This window comes from Pseudomonas xanthosomatis, assembly GCF_019139835.1.
Taxonomy (GTDB): Bacteria; Pseudomonadota; Gammaproteobacteria; order Pseudomonadales; family Pseudomonadaceae; genus Aquipseudomonas; species Aquipseudomonas fakonensis.
The window spans coordinates 4,226,508-4,244,733 of sequence record NZ_CP077075.1 but is presented as its reverse complement, the minus strand read 5'-3'; the positions used below and the strand labels follow the sequence as shown (position 1 = coordinate 4,244,733).

Genomic DNA, 18,226 nt, shown 5'->3' with positions numbered 1-18,226 from the left:
ACGACATCTGCATGACGCTGGCCGCCATCGCGGGGCAAGCCCGCTCCCACGGGTTGGTTGTTGCCCAGGCGTACTTCAGCCGACCATCCCTGGCTCGAAGGGAATGCTCTGCACCACCTCCAGCTCATAGCCGGCAAGGCCTGCGTATTTGAGCGGCGGGCCCAGGTGGCGCAGCTTGCCCACGCCCAGGTCCTGCAGAATCTGCGCACCGGTACCTACCTCCGAATACACCTTCGACTGGCCGCGCTGGTAGGGGCGTACCGGCTGGGTGAGTTGCGGCACCCGCTCAAGCAGCGCTTGCGAGGACTCGTGGTTGGCCAGAATCACCACCACCCCGGCGCCTTCCTCGGCCACCTTCTGCAGCGCCGCCCACAGGGTCCAGTTGGCGGGGCCGGCGTACTCGGCGCCGACCAGGTCGCGCAGCGGGTCGATCACATGCACCCGCACCAGGGTGGGCTGTTCGCGACGGATGTCGCCCATCACCATGGCCATGTGCACGCCGCCTTCGATGCGGTCTTCATAGGTGACCAGGCGGAAGGTGCCATGCACCGTGGGCAGCTCGCGCTCGCCGATGCGCTTGATGGTCTGCTCGGTGCTCAGGCGGTAGTGGATCAGGTCGGCGATGGTGCCGATCTTGATGCCGTGTTGGGCGGCGAATACTTCGAGGTCGGGGCGGCGGGCCATGGTGCCGTCGTCGTTGAGTACCTCGACGATCACAGAGGCGGGGCTGAAGCCGGCCAGGCGGGCCAGGTCGCAGCCGGCTTCGGTGTGCCCGGCGCGGGTCAGCACGCCGCCTTCACGGGCGCGCAGGGGGAAGATGTGGCCGGGTTGTACCAGGTGCTCGGGGCGGGCATCGGCGGCCATGGCAGCGGCCACTGTACGCGCCCGGTCGGCCGCGGAAATGCCGGTGGTGACGCCGGTTGCGGCCTCGATGGACACGGTGAAGGCGGTGCTGAACACGCTGCCGTTGCTCGGAACCATCTGCTCCAGGCCCAGGCGCTGGCAGTGCTCGTCGGTGAGGGTCAGGCAGATCAGGCCACGCGCCTCGCGGGCCATGAAGTTGATGGCTGCGGCGTCGCAGCGCTCGGCGGCAATCAACAGGTCGCCTTCGTTTTCGCGGTCTTCGTCATCCACCAGCAGGACCATCTTGCCTTGCCGGTAGTCCTCGAGGAGTTCTTCGATGCTGTTGAATGCCATGCTGCACGCTCACGGTGGTCGGGTGGTTTTTATGGTATACCATCATACACAAATATCCCTGAAGCAGGAGTATGACCGATGAAGGCCTACTGGATCGCCCACGTGGACGTCACCGACCCCGAGCAGTACCAGCAGTACACCCAGCGCGCCCCGGCGGCGTTCGTTGCCTTTGGCGGGCGTTTTCTGGCCCGCGGCGGGCGCAGCGAGGCCATGGAGGGGCGGCCCACTCCACAGCGTAGCGTGGTGATCGAGTTCGACTCATACGAACAGGCCGTGGCGTGCTACCGCTCCGACCTGTACCAGGAGGCGTGCAAGCACCGCCAGGGGGTGGCCAAGGCCGAGGTGATCATCGTCGAGGGCTTCAAGCCCTGATCGTTGGTATCACATAGAAACCTGTAGGAGCCGGCTCACAGGTCTGCTTTTGCCTGCCCGCGGGTTCGCAGCAGCGACAGCACCACGCCGCCGGCAAGCAGGCCGAACGTCACCCCCAGCGACAGCTCCGGCGGCACCTTGCCCACCAGCCCGTGCCAGAAGATCTTGCAGCCGATGAACACCAGCACCATGGCCAGCGCGTACTTGAGGTAGACGAAGCGGTGCATCAGCGCCGCCAGGGCGAAGTACAGCGAACGCAGGCCGAGGATGGCGAAGATGTTCGAGGTGTAGACGATGAACGGGTCCTGGGTGATGGCGAAGATCGCCGGCACGCTGTCCACGGCGAACACCAGGTCGGCCAGCTCGATCAGCACCAGGGCGAGGAACAGCGGGGTGGCATAGCGTACGGCCTGGCTGGCGCCGGGCGGCGTCAGGCGCACGAAGAAGTGCGGGCCATGCAGTTGGTCGGTAACCCGCATGTGCCGGCGCACGAAGCGCAGTACCGGGTTGTTGGCAAGGTCGACGTGGTTGTCGTCCTTGGCCAGCGCCATCTTGATGCCGGTGAACAGCAAAAACGCCCCGAAGATATACAGCACCCAGGCAAAGTGCTGCACCAAGGCTGCGCCCACGCCGATCATGATCGCCCGCAGCACCACCACCCCGAGGATGCCCCAGAACAGCACGCGGTGCTGGTAGCGGCGGGGGATGGCAAAGAAGCTGAAGATCATCGCCATGACGAACACGTTGTCCATCGACAGCGACTGCTCGACCAGAAAACCTGTGTAGAACTCCAGCGCCGACTGCGCGCCGAGCTGGTGCCAGACCCACAGGCCGAACAGTACGCCGACACTGAAGTAGCCGGAGTACAGCAACAGGCTTTCGCGCATTTCGATTTCACGGTCCTGGCGGTGCAGCACGCCGAGGTCGAGCACCAGCAAAGCGATGACGATGGTGATGAACACCAGCCACAACCAGGTGCTGGTACCGAGGAACGGGGTGAAGAGGAATGTGTGCAGAGCTGTCATGAGCCCCTCCTTGATTGTCGACGTTGCATGGCAACAGTGATTCCGACATGGCGGCGCTAACCGTCAGAGGGGCCCGGCATCACATGGGCTTGAGCCTAGTAGTGATTGGCCGGGAAGGGCTGAAAGGGGTGTTACATTTGATTACCGGTTACCGGAACCCCTGTAGGAGCCCGGCTTGCCGGCGATAGAGCCATCCGCCACGGCGCAAGGCCATGGACCTGGTTTGCAGCCCCGGCCTCATCGCCGGCAAGCCGGCTCCTACAGTGTGCGCATGCTCTGCTGCCTTCAATACACCCACACCTCAACCCGCCTGTTCTTCAGCCGGCCCTGTTCCAGCTCGTTTCCCGCCACCGGCAGCTCATCACCCATGCCCGTGACTTCCTTCACCTCGACCCCCGCCCGCGCCAGCTCACGGCGCACGGCCATGGCCCGCAGGCGCGACAGCAGGGCGGCGCGGCCCGGGGTTTCCTTGGGGTCGCCAAAGCCCACCAGCACCACCTTGCCCTGCAGCTTGCCGGCCTGGCGCAGGTAGTCGCAGACCCGCTGCACATCGCGCAGGGCCTTGTTGTCGAGGCTGGCGCTGCCTTCCTGAAAGCGGAAGTTGACGCTCAGCCGGCTGGCCTCGCCGGCCAGCGCCCGGTAGCGCGGTGGCATGTCGGCCTGGGCGGGTACCGGCACTGCCTTGACCTGCTGCGCGACGAACCCCTGCTCGGCGACGATCGCCTGCCCGGCCGGGCTCTGGGCGAACTCGGCCAGGGCCCGGGCCTGTGGCCGGGCGTGGGCAGGCAGGTAGAAAAACAGCCGCCGCGACAGCGGGTAGTCCTCGCTGGCAACCAGGGCGCGGCTGGGGGGCAGGGCGGGGGCATCGCCATCCGCCACTGCCAGTACCTTTGCCCCGTGTAGCGTGGCAAGGCCGCTGAAGCCGATGGCCTGGCGGTCGCCCATCACTCGCTCGGCCAGTTCGTCGGCCGCTTCGAAGCGCCGGGCTTCGCTGAACAACTGGCGGCGCTGCGGGTCGAGCACCAGGGCCTTGAAGGTTTCGAAGGTGCCCGAGCGGTCGTCCCGGGCATACAGGTGGATGCTGCCGCCAGGCACGCCCAATTGCTCCCAGCGCCGCACTTGGCCCGAGAACACCTGTGCCAGCTGCTCGGTGGTGAGCTGGCCTAGCGGGTTATCCGGGTGGACGATCACCGCCACGCCGTCCAGGCCGATCACCTGTTCGGCGCCTGCGCCGCGCAGGTCGCCCAGTGCTTGAAGCTGCTGGGCTTCGCGGTCGTTGATTGGCCGCGAGGCTGCTGCCAGGTCGGCATCGCCACTGGCCAAGGCGCTGAAGCCGGTGCTGGAGCCGTGGGCGGCGATGTCGATGCGCACTGGCTGGTTATTACGGCTGCGGGCGCGGACTACGGTTTCGTTGGTTGCGGTGCCGGGCAGGGTCTCGATCGATGTGGCGCCCTGGGATTGCAGCAGGCCGCGCACCAGTGCGGGGGCCAGGGCGGCACCTATGGTGTTGGAGCCCTGGATGCGAAGTTGTGCGGGTTCTGCGGGGGCCAGGGTTGGCAGCAGGCAGAGTAGAAGAGCGAGCAGGCGGCGCATGCCGGGGACCTTTGCCACGGAATTTTGGCGCAGATTACGACAGTTGCGTGACGGCTGGATGACGGTGGCGGGGTATTTTGCAGGTGTAAAGCCGGCTCTCATAGAACTGCACACAACTCATTGATTTAGCAAGGCCCTGTGGGAGCGGGCTTGCCCGCGAACACCGGCGAAGCCGGTGCCAGACACCGCGTCGCCTGCTTCGCGGGCAAGCCCGCTCCCACAGGGGCCGCGGCGGGCTCGTGCCCAGTTCTCTGCGCGACAGCGCAGCCCGAAAGGGCTGGGTGATCTCCTACAGGATGGCGCCGGCTTTAATCCCGCGCGCTACCTGAAGCCGGCTTGCCGACGATAGGGCCAGTACAGGCAGCGCAAGGCCGTCGCTCTCACCGCAGAACCCTGAGCTCAGGCCCGGGCCATGGGCTCTGGCAGGCCCTTGACCCCGGGGTTCAAGGCGAACACGCCGCCGGCAAGCGGCTGGTCGGCAAGGTCGACGCCTTGCGGGCGGATCGAGGTGACGAACAGCGTATCCAGCTGCGGCCCGCCAAACGCACACATGGTTGGCTTCTTCACCGGCAGCTCCAGGGTCCGATCGAGCTTGCCTTCGGGGGTGAAGCGCAGCACCTTGCCGGCGTCGATGGCGCAGATCCAGTAGCAGCCCTCGGCATCCACGGTGGCGCCGTCCGGGCGGCCGGGGTGCTGGCGCATGTCGACGAACACCCGGCGGTTGTGCGGGGTGGCGCTGTCGATGTCATAGTCGAAAGCCCAGATCAACTGCACCTCGGGGTGCGAGTCGCTGAGGTACATGGTTTTGCCATCCGGGCTGAAAGCCAGGCCGTTGGGCACGGTCAGGCCGCCGAGCCGTGCCTGCAGGGCGTATACCGGGGCATCGCTTGCGGGGTCGTGGCGGTATAGCGCGCCCACCGGCTGGCTGCCCATGCCGGTGTGCATCGTGCCAGCCCAGAAGCGCCCCTGGCGGTCGCAGCGTCCGTCGTTGAAGCGCATGCCGGGCAGCGCATGCTCGACGCTGGCGCGCTTCTCGGCGTGCAGGCTGCCATCGGCCTTGGGGGTGAGCTTGAAGATGCCGCTTTGCCGAGCACCCAGCCAGTGGCCTTGCGGGGTGCGCACGATGCAGCCGAGCATCTCGTCGCCGGTCCAGTGGCTGATAGGGCCGTCCAGCTGCCAGCGGTAAAGCCGCCCGGCGGGAATGTCGACCCAGTACAGGGCGTTTTCCCGGGCCTGCCACACCGGGCTCTCGCCGGTGGCATTGCGCGCGTTGATGATCAGTTCGGCGCTCATATGGCGGTGCTCCGGGTCAGTCGCCGAACGGGCCGGCGGTGGTGAAAGCGCCGCCCTGCAGGCGCGCAGCGGGGTCGCAGGCAGAAGGTTCGGGCTGCTGCTCGAGGGCTGCGCGAAAACCTTCCGAGCTGTCTTGCGGGTTGAAGCCCAGGTGGGCGGCGTAACGGTTGCTCCACCACAGCTCGCGGTTGGCCGATACCCCGTACACCACGGTGTGACCGACATCTTCGGCCAGCAGCGCGCGTTCCACCAGATGCGCAAGGTCCGCGTAGCTCAGCCAGGTGCTGAGCATGCGCAGGTTGCGCGGCGCCGGGAACGACGAGCCGATACGCAGGCTCACGGTCTGGATGCCGTAGCGGTGGTAGTAGAAGGTCGCCAGGTCCTCGCCATAGGCCTTCGACAGCCCGTAGTAGCAGTCCGGGCGGCGCGGCGAGCGGGCATCGACCAGCTCGTCCTGCGGGTAGAAGCCGGTGACATGGTTGGAGCTGGCGAACACCACGCGGCCGATGCCGTGTTTGCGCGCCGCCTCGTAGATGTGGAAGGTGCCGACGATGTTGGCCTGCAGGATTTCTTCGAAGGCGCGCTCGGTGGAGATCCCGCCCATGTGCACGATGGCGTCAACGCCTGCAGCCAATGCCAGTACGCCGGCCTTGTCGGCGAGGTTGCAGGTGACCACTTCCTCGTGCGCGCCCACAGGCGGCGCCATGGGGCTGATGTCCGAGGCGCGCACAACGTTGGCGTGAGCCTGCAGCGCTTGGCGAAGGATTTGCCCCAGCCCGCCGGCGGCGCCGGTGAGCAGCAGGCGGTTGAAGGGTTTTGCGGGGGAATTGGAGGTCACGGGCAAGCCTTTTGTTTGAAGTGGCAATAACAACACCGGGCACTTGTCACGTTGCCCGGTGGCAGGGGTTACATGAAGTTGTACTGGATGCCGATACGCCAGCGGGCCTGGCGATCGTCCGTGGTGGAACTGACTTTGATATCACCCACCTCCATGAATGGCGCCCACTCTTTGTTGAGCTTGTACTTGATGATCAAGTTCTGCTCGTAGTCGCTCTTCTTGTTGTCGTAGCGGATGTAATCGGTGTCGAAGTAAATGTACTGATACTCGAAGGCCCACGGGCCTTTGGGGGTATAGCCGAGCCAGCCCTCCAGGCGCGTGGTGTTCTGGTTGTCCTTGGCGCGGTCGTCCTTGCTGCGGTCGATCTGGTCGCGGTCCAGGCTGCGTGCGTCCTGGCGCACGCGGGTGGCGACGTACCAGGTGTCGCTGATCTTGTAGCTGTACTTGAGGCCGAACTTGTAGGTGGTGGCGTCTTTCGAGCTGTCCATCTGGAAGGCGGGGGTCAGCGTCGACTTGGGGCTCAACTTGTAGTTGAAGTCCACGGTGAATTCATGGCCGTTGTTGACCATGTTGTCGTACGCGACATCTTCGCGGTCGCCGGCAGTCTTGTATTTGATCTCGGCGGCAAAACCCAGGCCGTTGTCCTTGCGGTAGTTCAACTTGATGCGGTCGGAGTGAATGCTGTCGTCTTCGGTGAAACCGTGGCGGTAGTTGATGCTGGCCGAGTCTGCGCAGGCGTAGAAGGACAGGCCGAGCGTACTGACGGCAATGAGGCGGCGGAGTGTGTTGTTCATGCGATCTTCTTTTTTTGTTTTTGTCGAGGACGTTATGAGGCGTGGGGGGCAGGTGCTGGCGTGGTATGGGGGCGCTCCGTGATGTTTCAATTAAGTTATCGTACGACTTCAGGGCTGTCTACGATTTCTTGAAATGTTGTCTGATCACTTTGCTTGATGCCTCTAGAATGGGCTTTTTAAGGATGTTTTAGGAGGTGGTCTACGAGGTGTGTGGACTAAATCACAGAAAAAAACGGTCTTGAAATGAGTTTTACGCAGGTGCTTTTCAAAGGTTGTCTGATGACGTAGGATCTCCTCCAGAGCGTGACTCACCCGCCACAAATCCAATAAGAAGGCACAGACGTCCATGATCATCACTGCTGTAAACGTCCAGGTATTTTCCTACCCCACACGCCGCGCCGTAGACAGCGCCGGCCACGCCCACCCGGGCGACGTGACCCAGGCAAAAATGGCCCTGCTGCGCATCCGTACCGAATGCGGCGGCGAGGGTTATGCCCTGGGTGCCCCTGAACTGATCCGCCCTTACGTGCTGGATAACTTCGTACGCAAGGTGCTGGTGGGCGCCAATGCCTTCGACCGCGAAAAAATCTGGCACGACCTGGCGCACTGGCAGCGCGGCAGCGCCAGCCAGCTCACCGACCGCGCCCTGGCGCTGGTGGAGCAGGCGCTGTGGGACTGGGCCGGGCGCAAGCTTGGCCTGCCGGTGCACAAGCTCATCGGCGCCTACCGCGACAAGGTGCCGGCCTACGGTTCGACCATGTGCGGTGACGAGCTGCCGGGCGGTCTGTCCACCCCCGAGGAGTACGGCCGCTTCGCCGAAACCCTGGTCAAGCGCGGCTATAAAGCCATCAAGCTGCACACCTGGATGCCGCCGGTGTCGTTCGCCCCCAGCGTGAGCATGGACATCAAGGCCTGCGCCGCGGTGCGCGAGGCGGTGGGCCCGGACATCGCGCTGATGATCGACGGCTATCACTGGTACAGCCGCACCGAGGCCCTGACCATCGGCCGCGCCCTGGAAAAACTCGATTTCGCCTGGTTCGAAGAGCCGATGATGGAAGACTCGGCCGAAAGCTACGCCTGGTTGTCCGGGCAGCTGGACATCCCGGTGCTGGGCCCGGAAAGCCTGGGGGGCAAGCACCTGAGCCGGGCCAGCTGGGTGAAGAACGAGGTGTGCGATATCCTGCGTGCCGGCGTGGCCGGGGTCGGCGGCATTGCGCCGTGCCTGAAGGTTGCGCACATGGCCGAGTCGTTCGGCATGGACTGCGAGGTCCATGGCAACGGCGCGGCCAACCTGGCGGTGGTCGGTGCCATCAAGAACTGCACCTGGTACGAGCGCGGCCTGTTGCACCCGTACCTGGACTACGACGAGGTGCCGGCCTACCTCAAGCGCCTGGTCGACCCCATGGATGCCGACGGTTTCGTGCACTTGTCGAACCTGCCGGGCCTGGGTGAGGACATCGACTTCGACTACGTCGAGACCAATACGCTGCAGCGCTTCTGATTCGTGTCATGGCGGCGTGCGTCAACGCGCGCCGCCCGAGAGTCCAATAACTATAAAAAGGCTATCTCACATGAGCGTTCTCCCCACAGTCTGGGCGGGGGTCCTTGCCGCATCGCTTGCGCTGGCCCCAAGTTCTGGCGCATTCGCGAAAACCCCGGCCGACCAGCTGATCGTCGGCATGAGCATGATCAACCTGCTGTCGCTGGACCCGGCCGCCGCCACCGGGCTGGATGTCTCGGAGGTCAACGCCAACCTCTATGACATGCTGCTGGTGCAGGATGCGCGCCAGCCAGACCAACTGCTGCCGGCCCTCGCCGAAAGCTGGCAGGTCGGCGACGACCGCAAGACGCTGACCTTCAAGCTGCGCCAGGGCGTGAAGTTCCAGTCGGGCAACCCGCTGGGCGCCGAAGACGTCGCCTGGTCGCTGCAACGGGTGCTCAAGCTCAACCTGGCCCTGGCCTCGACCTGGAAGGCATATGGCTTCAGTGCCGGTAACGTCGCCCAGCACATGCGCGCCGTTGACGAGCACACCTTCGTCATCGAGCTGCCACGCCCCACAGACCCACTGCTGGTACTCAACACCCTGGCCACCTCGCCCAGCGCGTTCATCCTCGACCGCAAGGTGGTGCAGCAGCACCAGAAGGGCGATGACATGGGCGGCGCCTGGCTGACCACCCACGCCGCCGGCAGCGGGCCGTTCATCCTCAAGGACTGGCGCGCCAACGACGTGATCCTGATGAACCGCTTCGACGGCTACTGGGGTGGCCCGGCCAAGCTCAAGCGCATCGTCATGCGCAACATGACCGAATCGCAGTCGTTGCGCCTGATGGTCGAGCGTGGCGACCTGGACCTGGCCAAGGGCATGTCGGCCCCCGACATCGAGGCGCTGGAGAAGTCAGACAACGTCCGCACCCAGACCGTGCAGCGCGGCACCCTGTACTACGTGGCGCTGAACGTGAAGAACAAACCCTACGACGATGTGCGGGTGCGCAAGGCAGTGCGTTCGCTGATCGACTACCAGGGCATCAACCAGACCGTGATGCCGCACTACGGCCAGCTCAACCAGCGCCCGTTGCCGCTGGGCCTGCCGGCGCGCCTGGATGACCCGGGCTATGCGCTGAACGTGGCCGAGGCGAAAAAACTGCTGACCGAAGCCGGTTACCCCAATGGCTTCAAGACCACCATCCGCGTGCTCACCGAACCGCCGTTCATCAACATTGCCTCCAGCCTGCAATCGACCCTGGCCCAGGCGGGTATTCAGGCCAGCATCGTCACCGGCACCGGTAACCAGATCTACGGCGCCATGCGCGAACGCAGCTTCGACATCCTGGTCGGGCGCGGCGGCGGCGGTGCCGAGCGCCACCCGCATTCGAGCCTGCGCACTCTGGTGTACAACCCGGACAACCGCGACGAGGCCAAGCTGAGCAACTTCCAGGGCTGGCGCACCTCGTTCTACAGCCCCGAGCTGAACAGCCTGATCGAGCAGGCCGAAGTTGAGCCCGACAAGGCCCGGCAACTGGCTCAGTACCAGCAGATTCAGCAGACCCTGGACACCCAGGTGGGGGCGATCCTGCCGGTGTCGCAGATGACCGACACCGTGGTGCTGTACCACGATGTGCAGGATTATCAGGGCCATACCGCCGCCACCACGCGTTACAAAGACGTCTACAAGTCGCGTTGAGGGGCCGGGGTTCGCCCCGGTTCCGGTGACCGTTTTTTCAGGAGCTCGTTATGTTTGCTTCGACTGCCTCTGTGCTGGGTACCCGTGTGTCAGGTACCGCCCGCCGCGCCGGCACGGTCATGGTGACCCTGCTTGGCCTGCTGGCGCTGACCTTCTTCATTGGCCGGGTGATGCCGCTGGACCCGGTGCTGGCCGTGGTCGGGCCGGACGCCGATAGCTCCACCTACGACCAGGTGTACCGGGCCATGGGCCTGGACCAGCCGATCTGGACCCAGTTCGGCCTGTACCTGAACGACCTGCTGCACGGCGACTTCGGCAATGCGTTGCTCACCGGCCACCCGGTGCTGGAAGACATCAAGCGGGTGTTCCCGGCCACCATCGAACTGGCCACCCTGGCGATCCTGTTCGGCGTGCTGATCGGCCTGCCGTTAGGCGTGGTCGCGGCCAGCAACCAGGGCCGGGTGGGCGACCACGTGGCGCGGGTGATTACCCTGTTCGGCTATTCCACGCCGATTTTCTGGGTCGGCATGATGGGCTTGCTGGTGTTTTATGCCTGGCTCGGCTGGGCCGGCGGGGCAGGGCGCATCGACCTGGCCTACGACGGCATGGTCGATGAGGTGACCGGCCTGCTGCTGATCGACACGGCGCTTGCCCGCGACTGGGAAGCCTTCACCAGCGCGCTGCGCCATATCGTGTTGCCGGCGCTGATCCTGGGCCTGAACTCGGTGGCCTACATCAGCCGCATGACCCGCAGCTTCATGCTCGAACAGCTGTCCCAGGAATACATCATCACCGCGCGGGTCAAGGGCCTGTCGCGGCGCCAGGTGGTGTGGAACCACGCGTTTCGCAACATCCTCGTGCAGCTGCTTACGGTGGTTGCCCTGGCCTATGGTTCGCTGCTCGAAGGCGCGGTGCTGATCGAGACGGTGTTTGCCTGGCCCGGTTTCGGCCAGTACCTGACCAGCAGCCTGATGCTTGGCGACATGAACGCGGTGATGGGCTGCGTGCTGGTGATCGGGCTGATTTTCGTGGCACTGAACCTGATCAGCGATGCCCTGTACAAGGTGTTCGACCCCAGGACCCGCTGACGACTGCAGATTGCCGGGGCCGCTGCGCGGCCCATCGCGACACGAGGCCGCTCTTGCAGCAGCCTCACTGAATAATAAAAACAAGGATGCCCACATGAAGTCAGTATTCCCGCCTCTGCGCACGACCCTGCTGGGGGCCGCGCTGTTGTTCGCCCCGCTGGCCGCGGTACAGGCCAAGACCCCGGCCGACCAACTGATCGTCGGCATGAGCATGGTCAACTTGTTTTCAATCGACCCGGCCAACGCCCCGGGCCTGGACGCCTCAGGGGTCAACGCCAACCTTTACGACACGCTGGTCAAGCGCGACAACGGCAGCCCCGACCGGCACCTGCCGCAACTGGCCGCGCGCTGGACGGTGAGCGAAGACGGCAAGCAGATCACGTTTTACCTGCGCGATGACGTCAAGTTCCATTCCGGCAACCCGCTCACCGCCGAGGATGTTGCCTGGTCGCTGTACCGGGTGATGAAGCTCAACTACGGCCTGGCCACCACCTGGAAGGCCTACGGCTACAGCACCGAGAACATCCAGGGGCTGATCCGTGCGGTCGATGCCCACACCCTGGTGGTGGAGCTTGCGCAACCGACCGACCCGCTGCTGGTGATCGACTCGCTGGCAGTGTCGCCAAGCGCCGTGGTGGTGGACCGCCAGGCGGTGCTCAAACACGAGAAGAACGGCGACCTGGGCGCGGCCTGGCTGGTCACCAACGAAGCCGGCAGCGGCCCGTTCACCCTGAGCAAGTGGAGCGCCAACGACGCCCTGGTGATGACCCGTTTCGACGGCTATTGGGCGGGCCCGGCGAAGATGAAGCGGGTGCTGGTGCGGCACATGACCGAGTCGCAGTCGCTGCGCCTGATGCTCGAGCGCGGCGACCTGGACCTGGCCTACGGCATGGCCGCGCCCGACATCAAGGCCATCGAAGGCTCCGACAAGCTGCAGGTGCAGGCGCTGCAGCGCGGCACCATGTACTACGTGGCGATGAGCATGAAACAGCCGGAGTTCGCCAAGCAAAAAGTGCGTGAAGCGGTGCGTAACCTGATCGACTACAAAGGCCTGGACGAACAGGTGATGCCGCACTACGGCAAGCTCAACCAGCAGCCGATGCAACTGGGCCTGGAAGCGCGCCTGCCCGACCCCGGCTACCGGCTGAACGTGGCCAAGGCCAAGGCGCTGCTGGCCGAAGCCGGTTACCCCGACGGCTTTGCCACCACCATTCGCACGCTGTCCGAGCCGCCGTTCATCGACATTGCCGCGCGCATGCAGGCGACCCTGGCCGAGGGCGGTATCAAGGCCAGCATCGTCACCGGCACCGGCAACCAGGTGTACGGCGCCATGCGTGCGCGCAACTTCGAAATGATCGTGGCCCGCGGCGCCGAGCGCTACCCGCACCCGTATTTCAGCCTGCGCACCTTCGTCTACAACCCCGACAACAGCGACAGCGCCGGCTTGCCCAACTTCCAGGGCTGGCGTGCCTCGTTCTACAGCCCCGAGCTCAACACCCTGATCGACCAGGCCGGCGTCGAGCGTGACGCCGGCAAGCGCGTGGCGCTGTACCACCAGGCGCAGGCGCTGTACGACCAGCAGGTGGGGCCGATCATGATGGTTTCGCAGATGACCGACACCGCGGTGAGCGCAGCCGACGTGAAGGGCTTTACCGGCGATGACGCCGAGGCCACCCGTTACCTGGGCGTCTACAAGCAGCGCTGAGCACCACCGCAGCGCCTGCGGGCGCCCGGTGGCCATGATTTCACCTTGGGAACATGCCGATGATTGCCAACATGTCTTCTACCGATACGCCCGCCCCGCGGCAGGCCGATACCCCTGCTTCGAGCCTGGATGCACTGGGCAGGAGCAGCCTGCGGGTATTGCGTTTGCTGGTGCGCAACCCGATGACCCTGGCCGGCCTGCTGGTGGCCGTGCTGCTGATCGTGGTAGCGGCCTTTGCGCCGTGGATAGCCACCCACGACCCGGTGCTGCAGAACCTTGCCAACGCCCTGCAGGCGCCGGGCGCTGCGCACTGGTTCGGCACCGACGAGTACGGCCGGGATATCTTCAGCCGGCTGGTCTACGGCGCGCGCATCACCCTGTACATCATTGCCCTGGTGACTATCATCGTCGGGCCGATCGGGCTGTTCATCGGCACTGTTTCCGGCTACTTCGGCGGGGTCATCGACACGGTGTTCATGCGCGTCACCGATATCTTCATCTCGTTCCCCAGCCTGGTGCTGGCGCTGGCCTTCATCGCCGCCCTCGGCCCTGGCCTGGAGCATGCGGTGGTCGCCATCGCGCTGACTTCGTGGCCGCCGATCGCGCGCCTGGCACGGGCCGAAACCCTGTCGCTGCGCAAGGCTGACTTTGTGGTTGCAGTCGAGCTGCAGGGCGCCTCGTCGAGCCGCATCATTCTGCGCCACATCGTGCCGATGTGCCTGTCGTCGGTGATCATCCGCCTGACCATGAACATGGCCGGCATCATCCTCACCGCCGCAGCCCTGGGCTTTCTAGGCCTGGGCGCGCAGGCGCCGTTGCCGGAGTGGGGCGCGATGATCTCCACCGGCCGGCGCTACATGCTCGAATGCTGGTGGCTGGTAGCGGTACCGGGTGCGGCGATCATGCTGGTGAGCCTGGCGTTCAACCTGCTGGGCGATGGCCTGCGGGATATTCTCGACCCACGCAGCGAATAACCGGAGGCTTCATGACAGCGGCAAAGATCCATGTCGATTCGCTCAACGTGCGCTTCGTCAACGGCAAGAAAGTGATGCACGCGGTACGCGATGTGTCGTTCACCCTGGGCCAGGAAAAGCTTGCCATCGTCGGCGAGTCCGGTTCGGGCAAGTCCACCGTCGGGCGCAGCCTGCTCAAGCTGCACCCGGCCAGTGCGCAAGTCAGCGCCAAGGCCATGCAGTTCGGCGACCTCGACCTGCTCGGTGCCGGCGAAAAAGCCATGCAGAAGATTCGCGGCCAGCGCATCTCGATGATCATGCAAGACCCGAAATACTCGCTGAACCCGGTGGTCAGGGTCGGCGAGCAGATCGCCGAGGCGTATCTGGCGCACCACAAGGCCAGCCGCCAGGAGGCCCGCGAGCGGGTGCTGACGATGCTGGAGAAGGTGCACATCCGTGACCCCAAGCGGGTCTACGACCTGTACCCCCACGAAGTCAGCGGCGGCATGGGCCAGCGCATCATGATCGCGATGATGGTGATCACCAGCCCCGAGGTGATCATCGCCGACGAGCCCACTTCGGCGCTGGATGTGTCAGTGCGCCAGCAGGTGCTCAACGTGCTTGAGGAACTGGTGGTGGAGCAGCAGATGGGGCTGATCTTCGTCAGCCATGACCTCAACCTGGTGCGCAATTACTGCGACCGGGTGCTGGTGATGTATGCCGGGCGCGTGGTCGAGTCGCTCAAGGCCTGCGACCTGCAGTACGCCGAACACCCCTATACCCGTGGCCTGCTGGCTGCCTTGCCGAGCATGGACAACCGCCGCCCGCGGTTGCCGGTGCTGCAACGCGACCCGCTGTGGCTGACCTGCTGAGGTAACCGAGATGTCCATGATCCAAGCACATGCATTGAACCTGAGCTTCGGCGTTGGCGCCGGGCTGAACCAGGTGCTGCACGACGTCGACCTGTGCGTCGAGGACGGTGAGTCGTTCGGCCTGGTGGGTGAGTCCGGCTCGGGCAAGACCACCGTGCTGCGCTGCCTGGCCGGGCAGTACCGGCACTGGAGCGGGGCGCTGAGCATTGCCGGCGTACCGCTGCAGCAAAAGCTGCCCAAGGAGCACTTTCGCCAGGTGCAGATGGTCTTCCAGGACCCGTACGGCTCGCTGCACCCGCGCCATACCATCGATACCGCCCTGCGCGAGCCGCTGGTGATCCACGGCCTGGACCGGCGCGACGAGCGCATCAGTGACATCCTGCTCAAGGTCGGGCTCAACGACAGCTTCCGCTACCGCTACCCGCACCAGTTGTCCGGCGGGCAGCGCCAGCGGGTGGCAATCGCCCGGGCGCTGATTCTCGAACCACGGGTGCTGTTGCTGGACGAGCCCACCTCGGCGCTGGACGTGTCGGTGCAGGCCGAAATTCTCAACCTGCTGGCCGACCTGCGCCAGCGCGAGAAGCTCACCTACCTGATGGTTACCCACGACCTGGGCGTGGTCAGCCACTTGTGCGACAAGGTGGCGGTGATGCAGCAGGGGCGTATCGTCGAGCGCCTGGACAGCCAGGCGCTGAGCCACAACCTCGCCCGGCACGAGTACACCCGCATGCTGGTGCAGGCCAGCCGCGACTTCAGTGCCGATTCGCCCATGGCTGCGCGCGCCTAGCCCATTGGCCTTGGCATCACGCGGTCATTGTAGGAGCGGCCTCGTGCCGCGAAGGACCGCAGTGCGGTCCCGGCGATCTCATGTCAACGCTATTTAACCAGGAGCCCCCATGCCCCATTGCATCATCGACTGCCCCACCACCCTGGCCGAACGGGTAGGCGAACAAACGCTGCTGGCCACCGTGCACGATGCCATCGACGCCAGCGGCCTGTTCCAGCCTGGTGAAATCAAGGCCCGGCTGAACACCTTCAGCCATTACCGCTGCGGCGCAGGCCAGGATGATTTCGTCCACGTTGCGCTGAATGTGCTCGGCGGGCGCAGCGAGCAGCAGTGCCGAAGCCTCGGCCTTGCCGTGGTGGCGGCGCTGGTCGCCTTGCTGCCCGAGGTCAAGGCGCTGTCGGTGGATGTGCAGCAGATGCCCCGCGAGACCTTCGTCAACCGCCGTCAGTACCTTGAACACCAGGCGCAAAACGCCTGACCCCACGCATCGGCAAAAACAACAACAAGGAAGACCCTCCATGCGCAACGCCACCCTCGCCACCCTGGCCATGGCCTGCAGCACGCCGCTGTGGGCCGTGCAGGCCCCGGTCAATGTCCAGGTGCCAACCCTGGCCTTTGATGACCGGCAAATCATCCTGGTCTGGGAAAAACCGCCCAGCCATGCCGATATCGTCGACTACCGCGTCTACGCCAACGGCAAGCTGCTGGGCACCAGCAACCACAACAACAGCGAAGTGTCGCCGGCCAAGCCCTATATCGACCGCTTCTACGAGCAGGACGTGGGCAATTTCCACCACCGCATCGCCATCCACAGCTTCACCGCCCAAGGCCTGAAGCCGAACACCGAATACCGCTTCACCGTGCATTCGGTCGGCCGCGATGGCAAGGAGTCTGCTGCCAGCTCTGGCGTGACTCAGCGCACCACCCCGGTGCCGGCGTTGTTCGACGTCAGGCGCTACGGTGCCAAGGGCGACGGCAGTACCCTGGACACCGCTGCGATCCAGCGTGCCATCGATGCCTGCAGCGTCGGCTGCAAGGTGTTGCTGCCAGCCGGCACCTACAAGAGCGGTGCGCTCTACCTCAAGAGCAACATGACCCTGGAGATCGCCGAGGGCGCCACCTTGCTTGGCTCGGAACGTGCCGAGGACTACCCGCGCCAGGGCTATATCCAGTACCCGTATTCCACCACCGTGCGCCCGGCCTCGCTGATCAACGCCTTGCCCCGCGACCCGCGCAAGCACCAGGCGTTCGAGAACATCCGCATCGTCGGCAAAGGCACCATCGACGGCAATGGCTGGAAACGCAGCGCCGATGCCGTGGACGAGCGTGGCCAGCCGCTGCCGGTGTACCTGGCCAGTGACAACACCCGCTACATGCACGACGGCGTGCTGGCCAAGGCCCAGGTCGAGCGGGCCGTGGCCGAGGGCATGAACGTCAAGGATGCCTACGGGCAGATGCGCTCATCGCTGATTACCCTGCGCGATGTGACCAACGTGTTTTACGGTGGCTTCACCGTGCTCAACCCGGCGTACCACGGCATCATGAACCTGGAAACCCGCAACGTGGTGCTGGCCAACACCACCCACAAGACCTATGACGCCAACAACGGCGATGGCATCGAGTTCGCCAACAGCCGGGGCGCGATGGTGTTCAACAACTTCTTCGATACCGGCGACGATTGCGTGAACTTCGCGGCCGGCACCGGCGCCGATGCGGTGCATCAGAAAGCCCAGGAAGACGCCTGGATCTTCAATAATTACTTTCGCAAGGGCCACGGCATGGTGGTCGCCGGCAGCCACACCGGGGCATGGATTCAGAACATCCTCGCCGAAGACAACGTGTCGGACGGTACCGATGCGGGCCTGCGCATGAAGAGCACCAATTTCATGGGCGGCGGCGCCCGGCATGTGACCTTCCGCGACTCGGCGATCCGTAACAGCGCCAAGCAGGCGTTCATCTTCACCCTCGACTACAACGACCCCAACGCCAAGCTGGACTATCAGCGCTCGACGGTGGCGGGGCAGTTTCGCGATATCAAGGTCAGTGATGTCAGCGTTGAAAACGCAGGCATTGCAGCCATCGAGGTCAAAGGCGACAGCCAGCATGGCGCCTATCACCAGGGGCTGGCGTTCGAGCGTGTGCGCTTCAGCGGGCCGGCACCTGTGAAGATCCAGGGTTTGAAGGATTCACGCTTCGACAATGTGCGCTTCAGCGAAACCGCGGGTGCCAACCCCTGGCAGGTGAGCGACAGCCAAGGCTTGGCCTACAGCGATGTAGAGCCGGCGCCACAGCGATGATTTGATACGGTCGCTGTAGGAGATTACCCAGCCCTGCGGGCTGCGCTGTCGTGCAGAGAACTGGTCTGGCAGATGCGCCACGGTCTCTGTGGGAAGCGGCCTCGTGTCGCGATGGGCTGCGCAGCAGCCCCGGCAATTTTGCATGAGGTCGAGACCTTGGGGCCGCTTCGCGCCCCATCTCGACCGGACGGCGCCCCGGCAAGGCCGCTTCCCACAGAGACCGTGTTAAA

Annotated in this window: 16 protein-coding genes; 10 read left to right on the top strand and 6 right to left on the bottom strand. The window is 64.8% G+C overall.

Annotated features, from left to right (window positions below; genetic code table 11):
* Positions 1-75: 75 nt before the first annotated feature.
* Complete coding sequence (gene ribBA, locus KSS93_RS18615) at positions 76-1,197, bottom strand: bifunctional 3,4-dihydroxy-2-butanone-4-phosphate synthase/GTP cyclohydrolase II (RefSeq protein WP_217885436.1); 1,122 nt, start codon at positions 1,195-1,197, stop codon at positions 76-78.
* Positions 1,198-1,275: 78 nt separating this feature from the next.
* On the opposite strand from ribBA, the gene KSS93_RS18610 reads away from it, so the two are divergent.
* Positions 1,276-1,569, top strand: coding sequence for a DUF1330 domain-containing protein (locus KSS93_RS18610; RefSeq protein ID WP_217885435.1), 294 nt, complete (start codon positions 1,276-1,278; stop codon positions 1,567-1,569).
* A 35-nt stretch (positions 1,570-1,604) separates the two neighbouring features.
* On the opposite strand, the gene KSS93_RS18605 is transcribed toward KSS93_RS18610, so the two are convergent.
* The 5 genes from KSS93_RS18605 to KSS93_RS18585 all read right to left on the bottom strand — a co-directional run bounded on the left by KSS93_RS18605 (position 1,605) and on the right by KSS93_RS18585 (position 7,112).
* Positions 1,605-2,594, bottom strand: a complete 990-nt coding sequence (locus KSS93_RS18605; RefSeq protein WP_217885434.1) for a TerC family protein — start codon at positions 2,592-2,594, stop codon at positions 1,605-1,607.
* 285 nt (positions 2,595-2,879) lie between these two features.
* Entirely contained in the window at positions 2,880-4,187 is a 1,308-nt protein-coding gene (locus KSS93_RS18600; protein ID WP_217885433.1) for a substrate-binding domain-containing protein, read from the bottom strand.
* A gap of 399 nt (positions 4,188-4,586) precedes the next feature.
* Positions 4,587-5,480, bottom strand: a complete 894-nt coding sequence (locus tag KSS93_RS18595; protein ID WP_217885432.1) for an SMP-30/gluconolactonase/LRE family protein — start codon at positions 5,478-5,480, stop codon at positions 4,587-4,589.
* Positions 5,481-5,496: 16 nt separating this feature from the next.
* On the bottom strand, positions 5,497-6,318 hold the full coding sequence (locus tag KSS93_RS18590) for an NAD-dependent epimerase/dehydratase family protein (RefSeq protein ID WP_225917213.1): 822 nt from the start codon (positions 6,316-6,318) through the stop codon (positions 5,497-5,499).
* 68 nt (positions 6,319-6,386) lie between these two features.
* On the bottom strand, positions 6,387-7,112 hold the full coding sequence (locus tag KSS93_RS18585) for an oligogalacturonate-specific porin KdgM family protein (protein WP_217885430.1): 726 nt from the start codon (positions 7,110-7,112) through the stop codon (positions 6,387-6,389).
* Between the two features lie 346 nt (positions 7,113-7,458).
* Here KSS93_RS18585 and KSS93_RS18580 point away from each other — a divergent pair, with 346 nt between their 5' ends.
* The 9 genes from KSS93_RS18580 (at position 7,459) to KSS93_RS18540 (ending at position 17,996) form a co-directional block, all read left to right on the top strand.
* A complete protein-coding gene (locus KSS93_RS18580; protein ID WP_217885429.1) occupies positions 7,459-8,613 on the top strand; it encodes a mandelate racemase family protein in 1,155 nt (384 codons plus the stop codon).
* Positions 8,614-8,683: 70 nt separating this feature from the next.
* Positions 8,684-10,294: an ABC transporter substrate-binding protein gene (locus KSS93_RS18575; RefSeq protein ID WP_217885428.1), complete on the top strand. Its 1,611-nt coding sequence runs from the start codon at positions 8,684-8,686 to the stop codon at positions 10,292-10,294.
* Positions 10,295-10,344: 50 nt separating this feature from the next.
* Positions 10,345-11,382 (top strand): ABC transporter permease, encoded by a 1,038-nt coding sequence (locus KSS93_RS18570; RefSeq protein WP_217885427.1) that lies wholly within the window; start codon positions 10,345-10,347, stop codon positions 11,380-11,382.
* 94 nt (positions 11,383-11,476) lie between these two features.
* Entirely contained in the window at positions 11,477-13,087 is a 1,611-nt protein-coding gene (locus KSS93_RS18565; protein WP_217885426.1) for an ABC transporter substrate-binding protein, read from the top strand.
* Positions 13,088-13,146: 59 nt separating this feature from the next.
* On the top strand, positions 13,147-14,061 hold the full coding sequence (locus KSS93_RS18560) for an ABC transporter permease (RefSeq protein WP_217885425.1): 915 nt from the start codon (positions 13,147-13,149) through the stop codon (positions 14,059-14,061).
* An 11-nt stretch (positions 14,062-14,072) separates the two neighbouring features.
* Entirely contained in the window at positions 14,073-14,912 is an 840-nt protein-coding gene (locus KSS93_RS18555; protein ID WP_217885424.1) for an ABC transporter ATP-binding protein, read from the top strand.
* A gap of 10 nt (positions 14,913-14,922) precedes the next feature.
* Positions 14,923-15,699: an ABC transporter ATP-binding protein gene (locus KSS93_RS18550; protein ID WP_217885423.1), complete on the top strand. Its 777-nt coding sequence runs from the start codon at positions 14,923-14,925 to the stop codon at positions 15,697-15,699.
* 109 nt (positions 15,700-15,808) lie between these two features.
* A complete protein-coding gene (locus KSS93_RS18545; RefSeq protein WP_217885422.1) occupies positions 15,809-16,177 on the top strand; it encodes a 5-carboxymethyl-2-hydroxymuconate Delta-isomerase in 369 nt (122 codons plus the stop codon).
* Positions 16,178-16,217: 40 nt separating this feature from the next.
* Entirely contained in the window at positions 16,218-17,996 is a 1,779-nt protein-coding gene (locus tag KSS93_RS18540; RefSeq protein ID WP_217885421.1) for a glycosyl hydrolase family 28 protein, read from the top strand.
* Positions 17,997-18,226 lie beyond the last annotated feature (230 nt).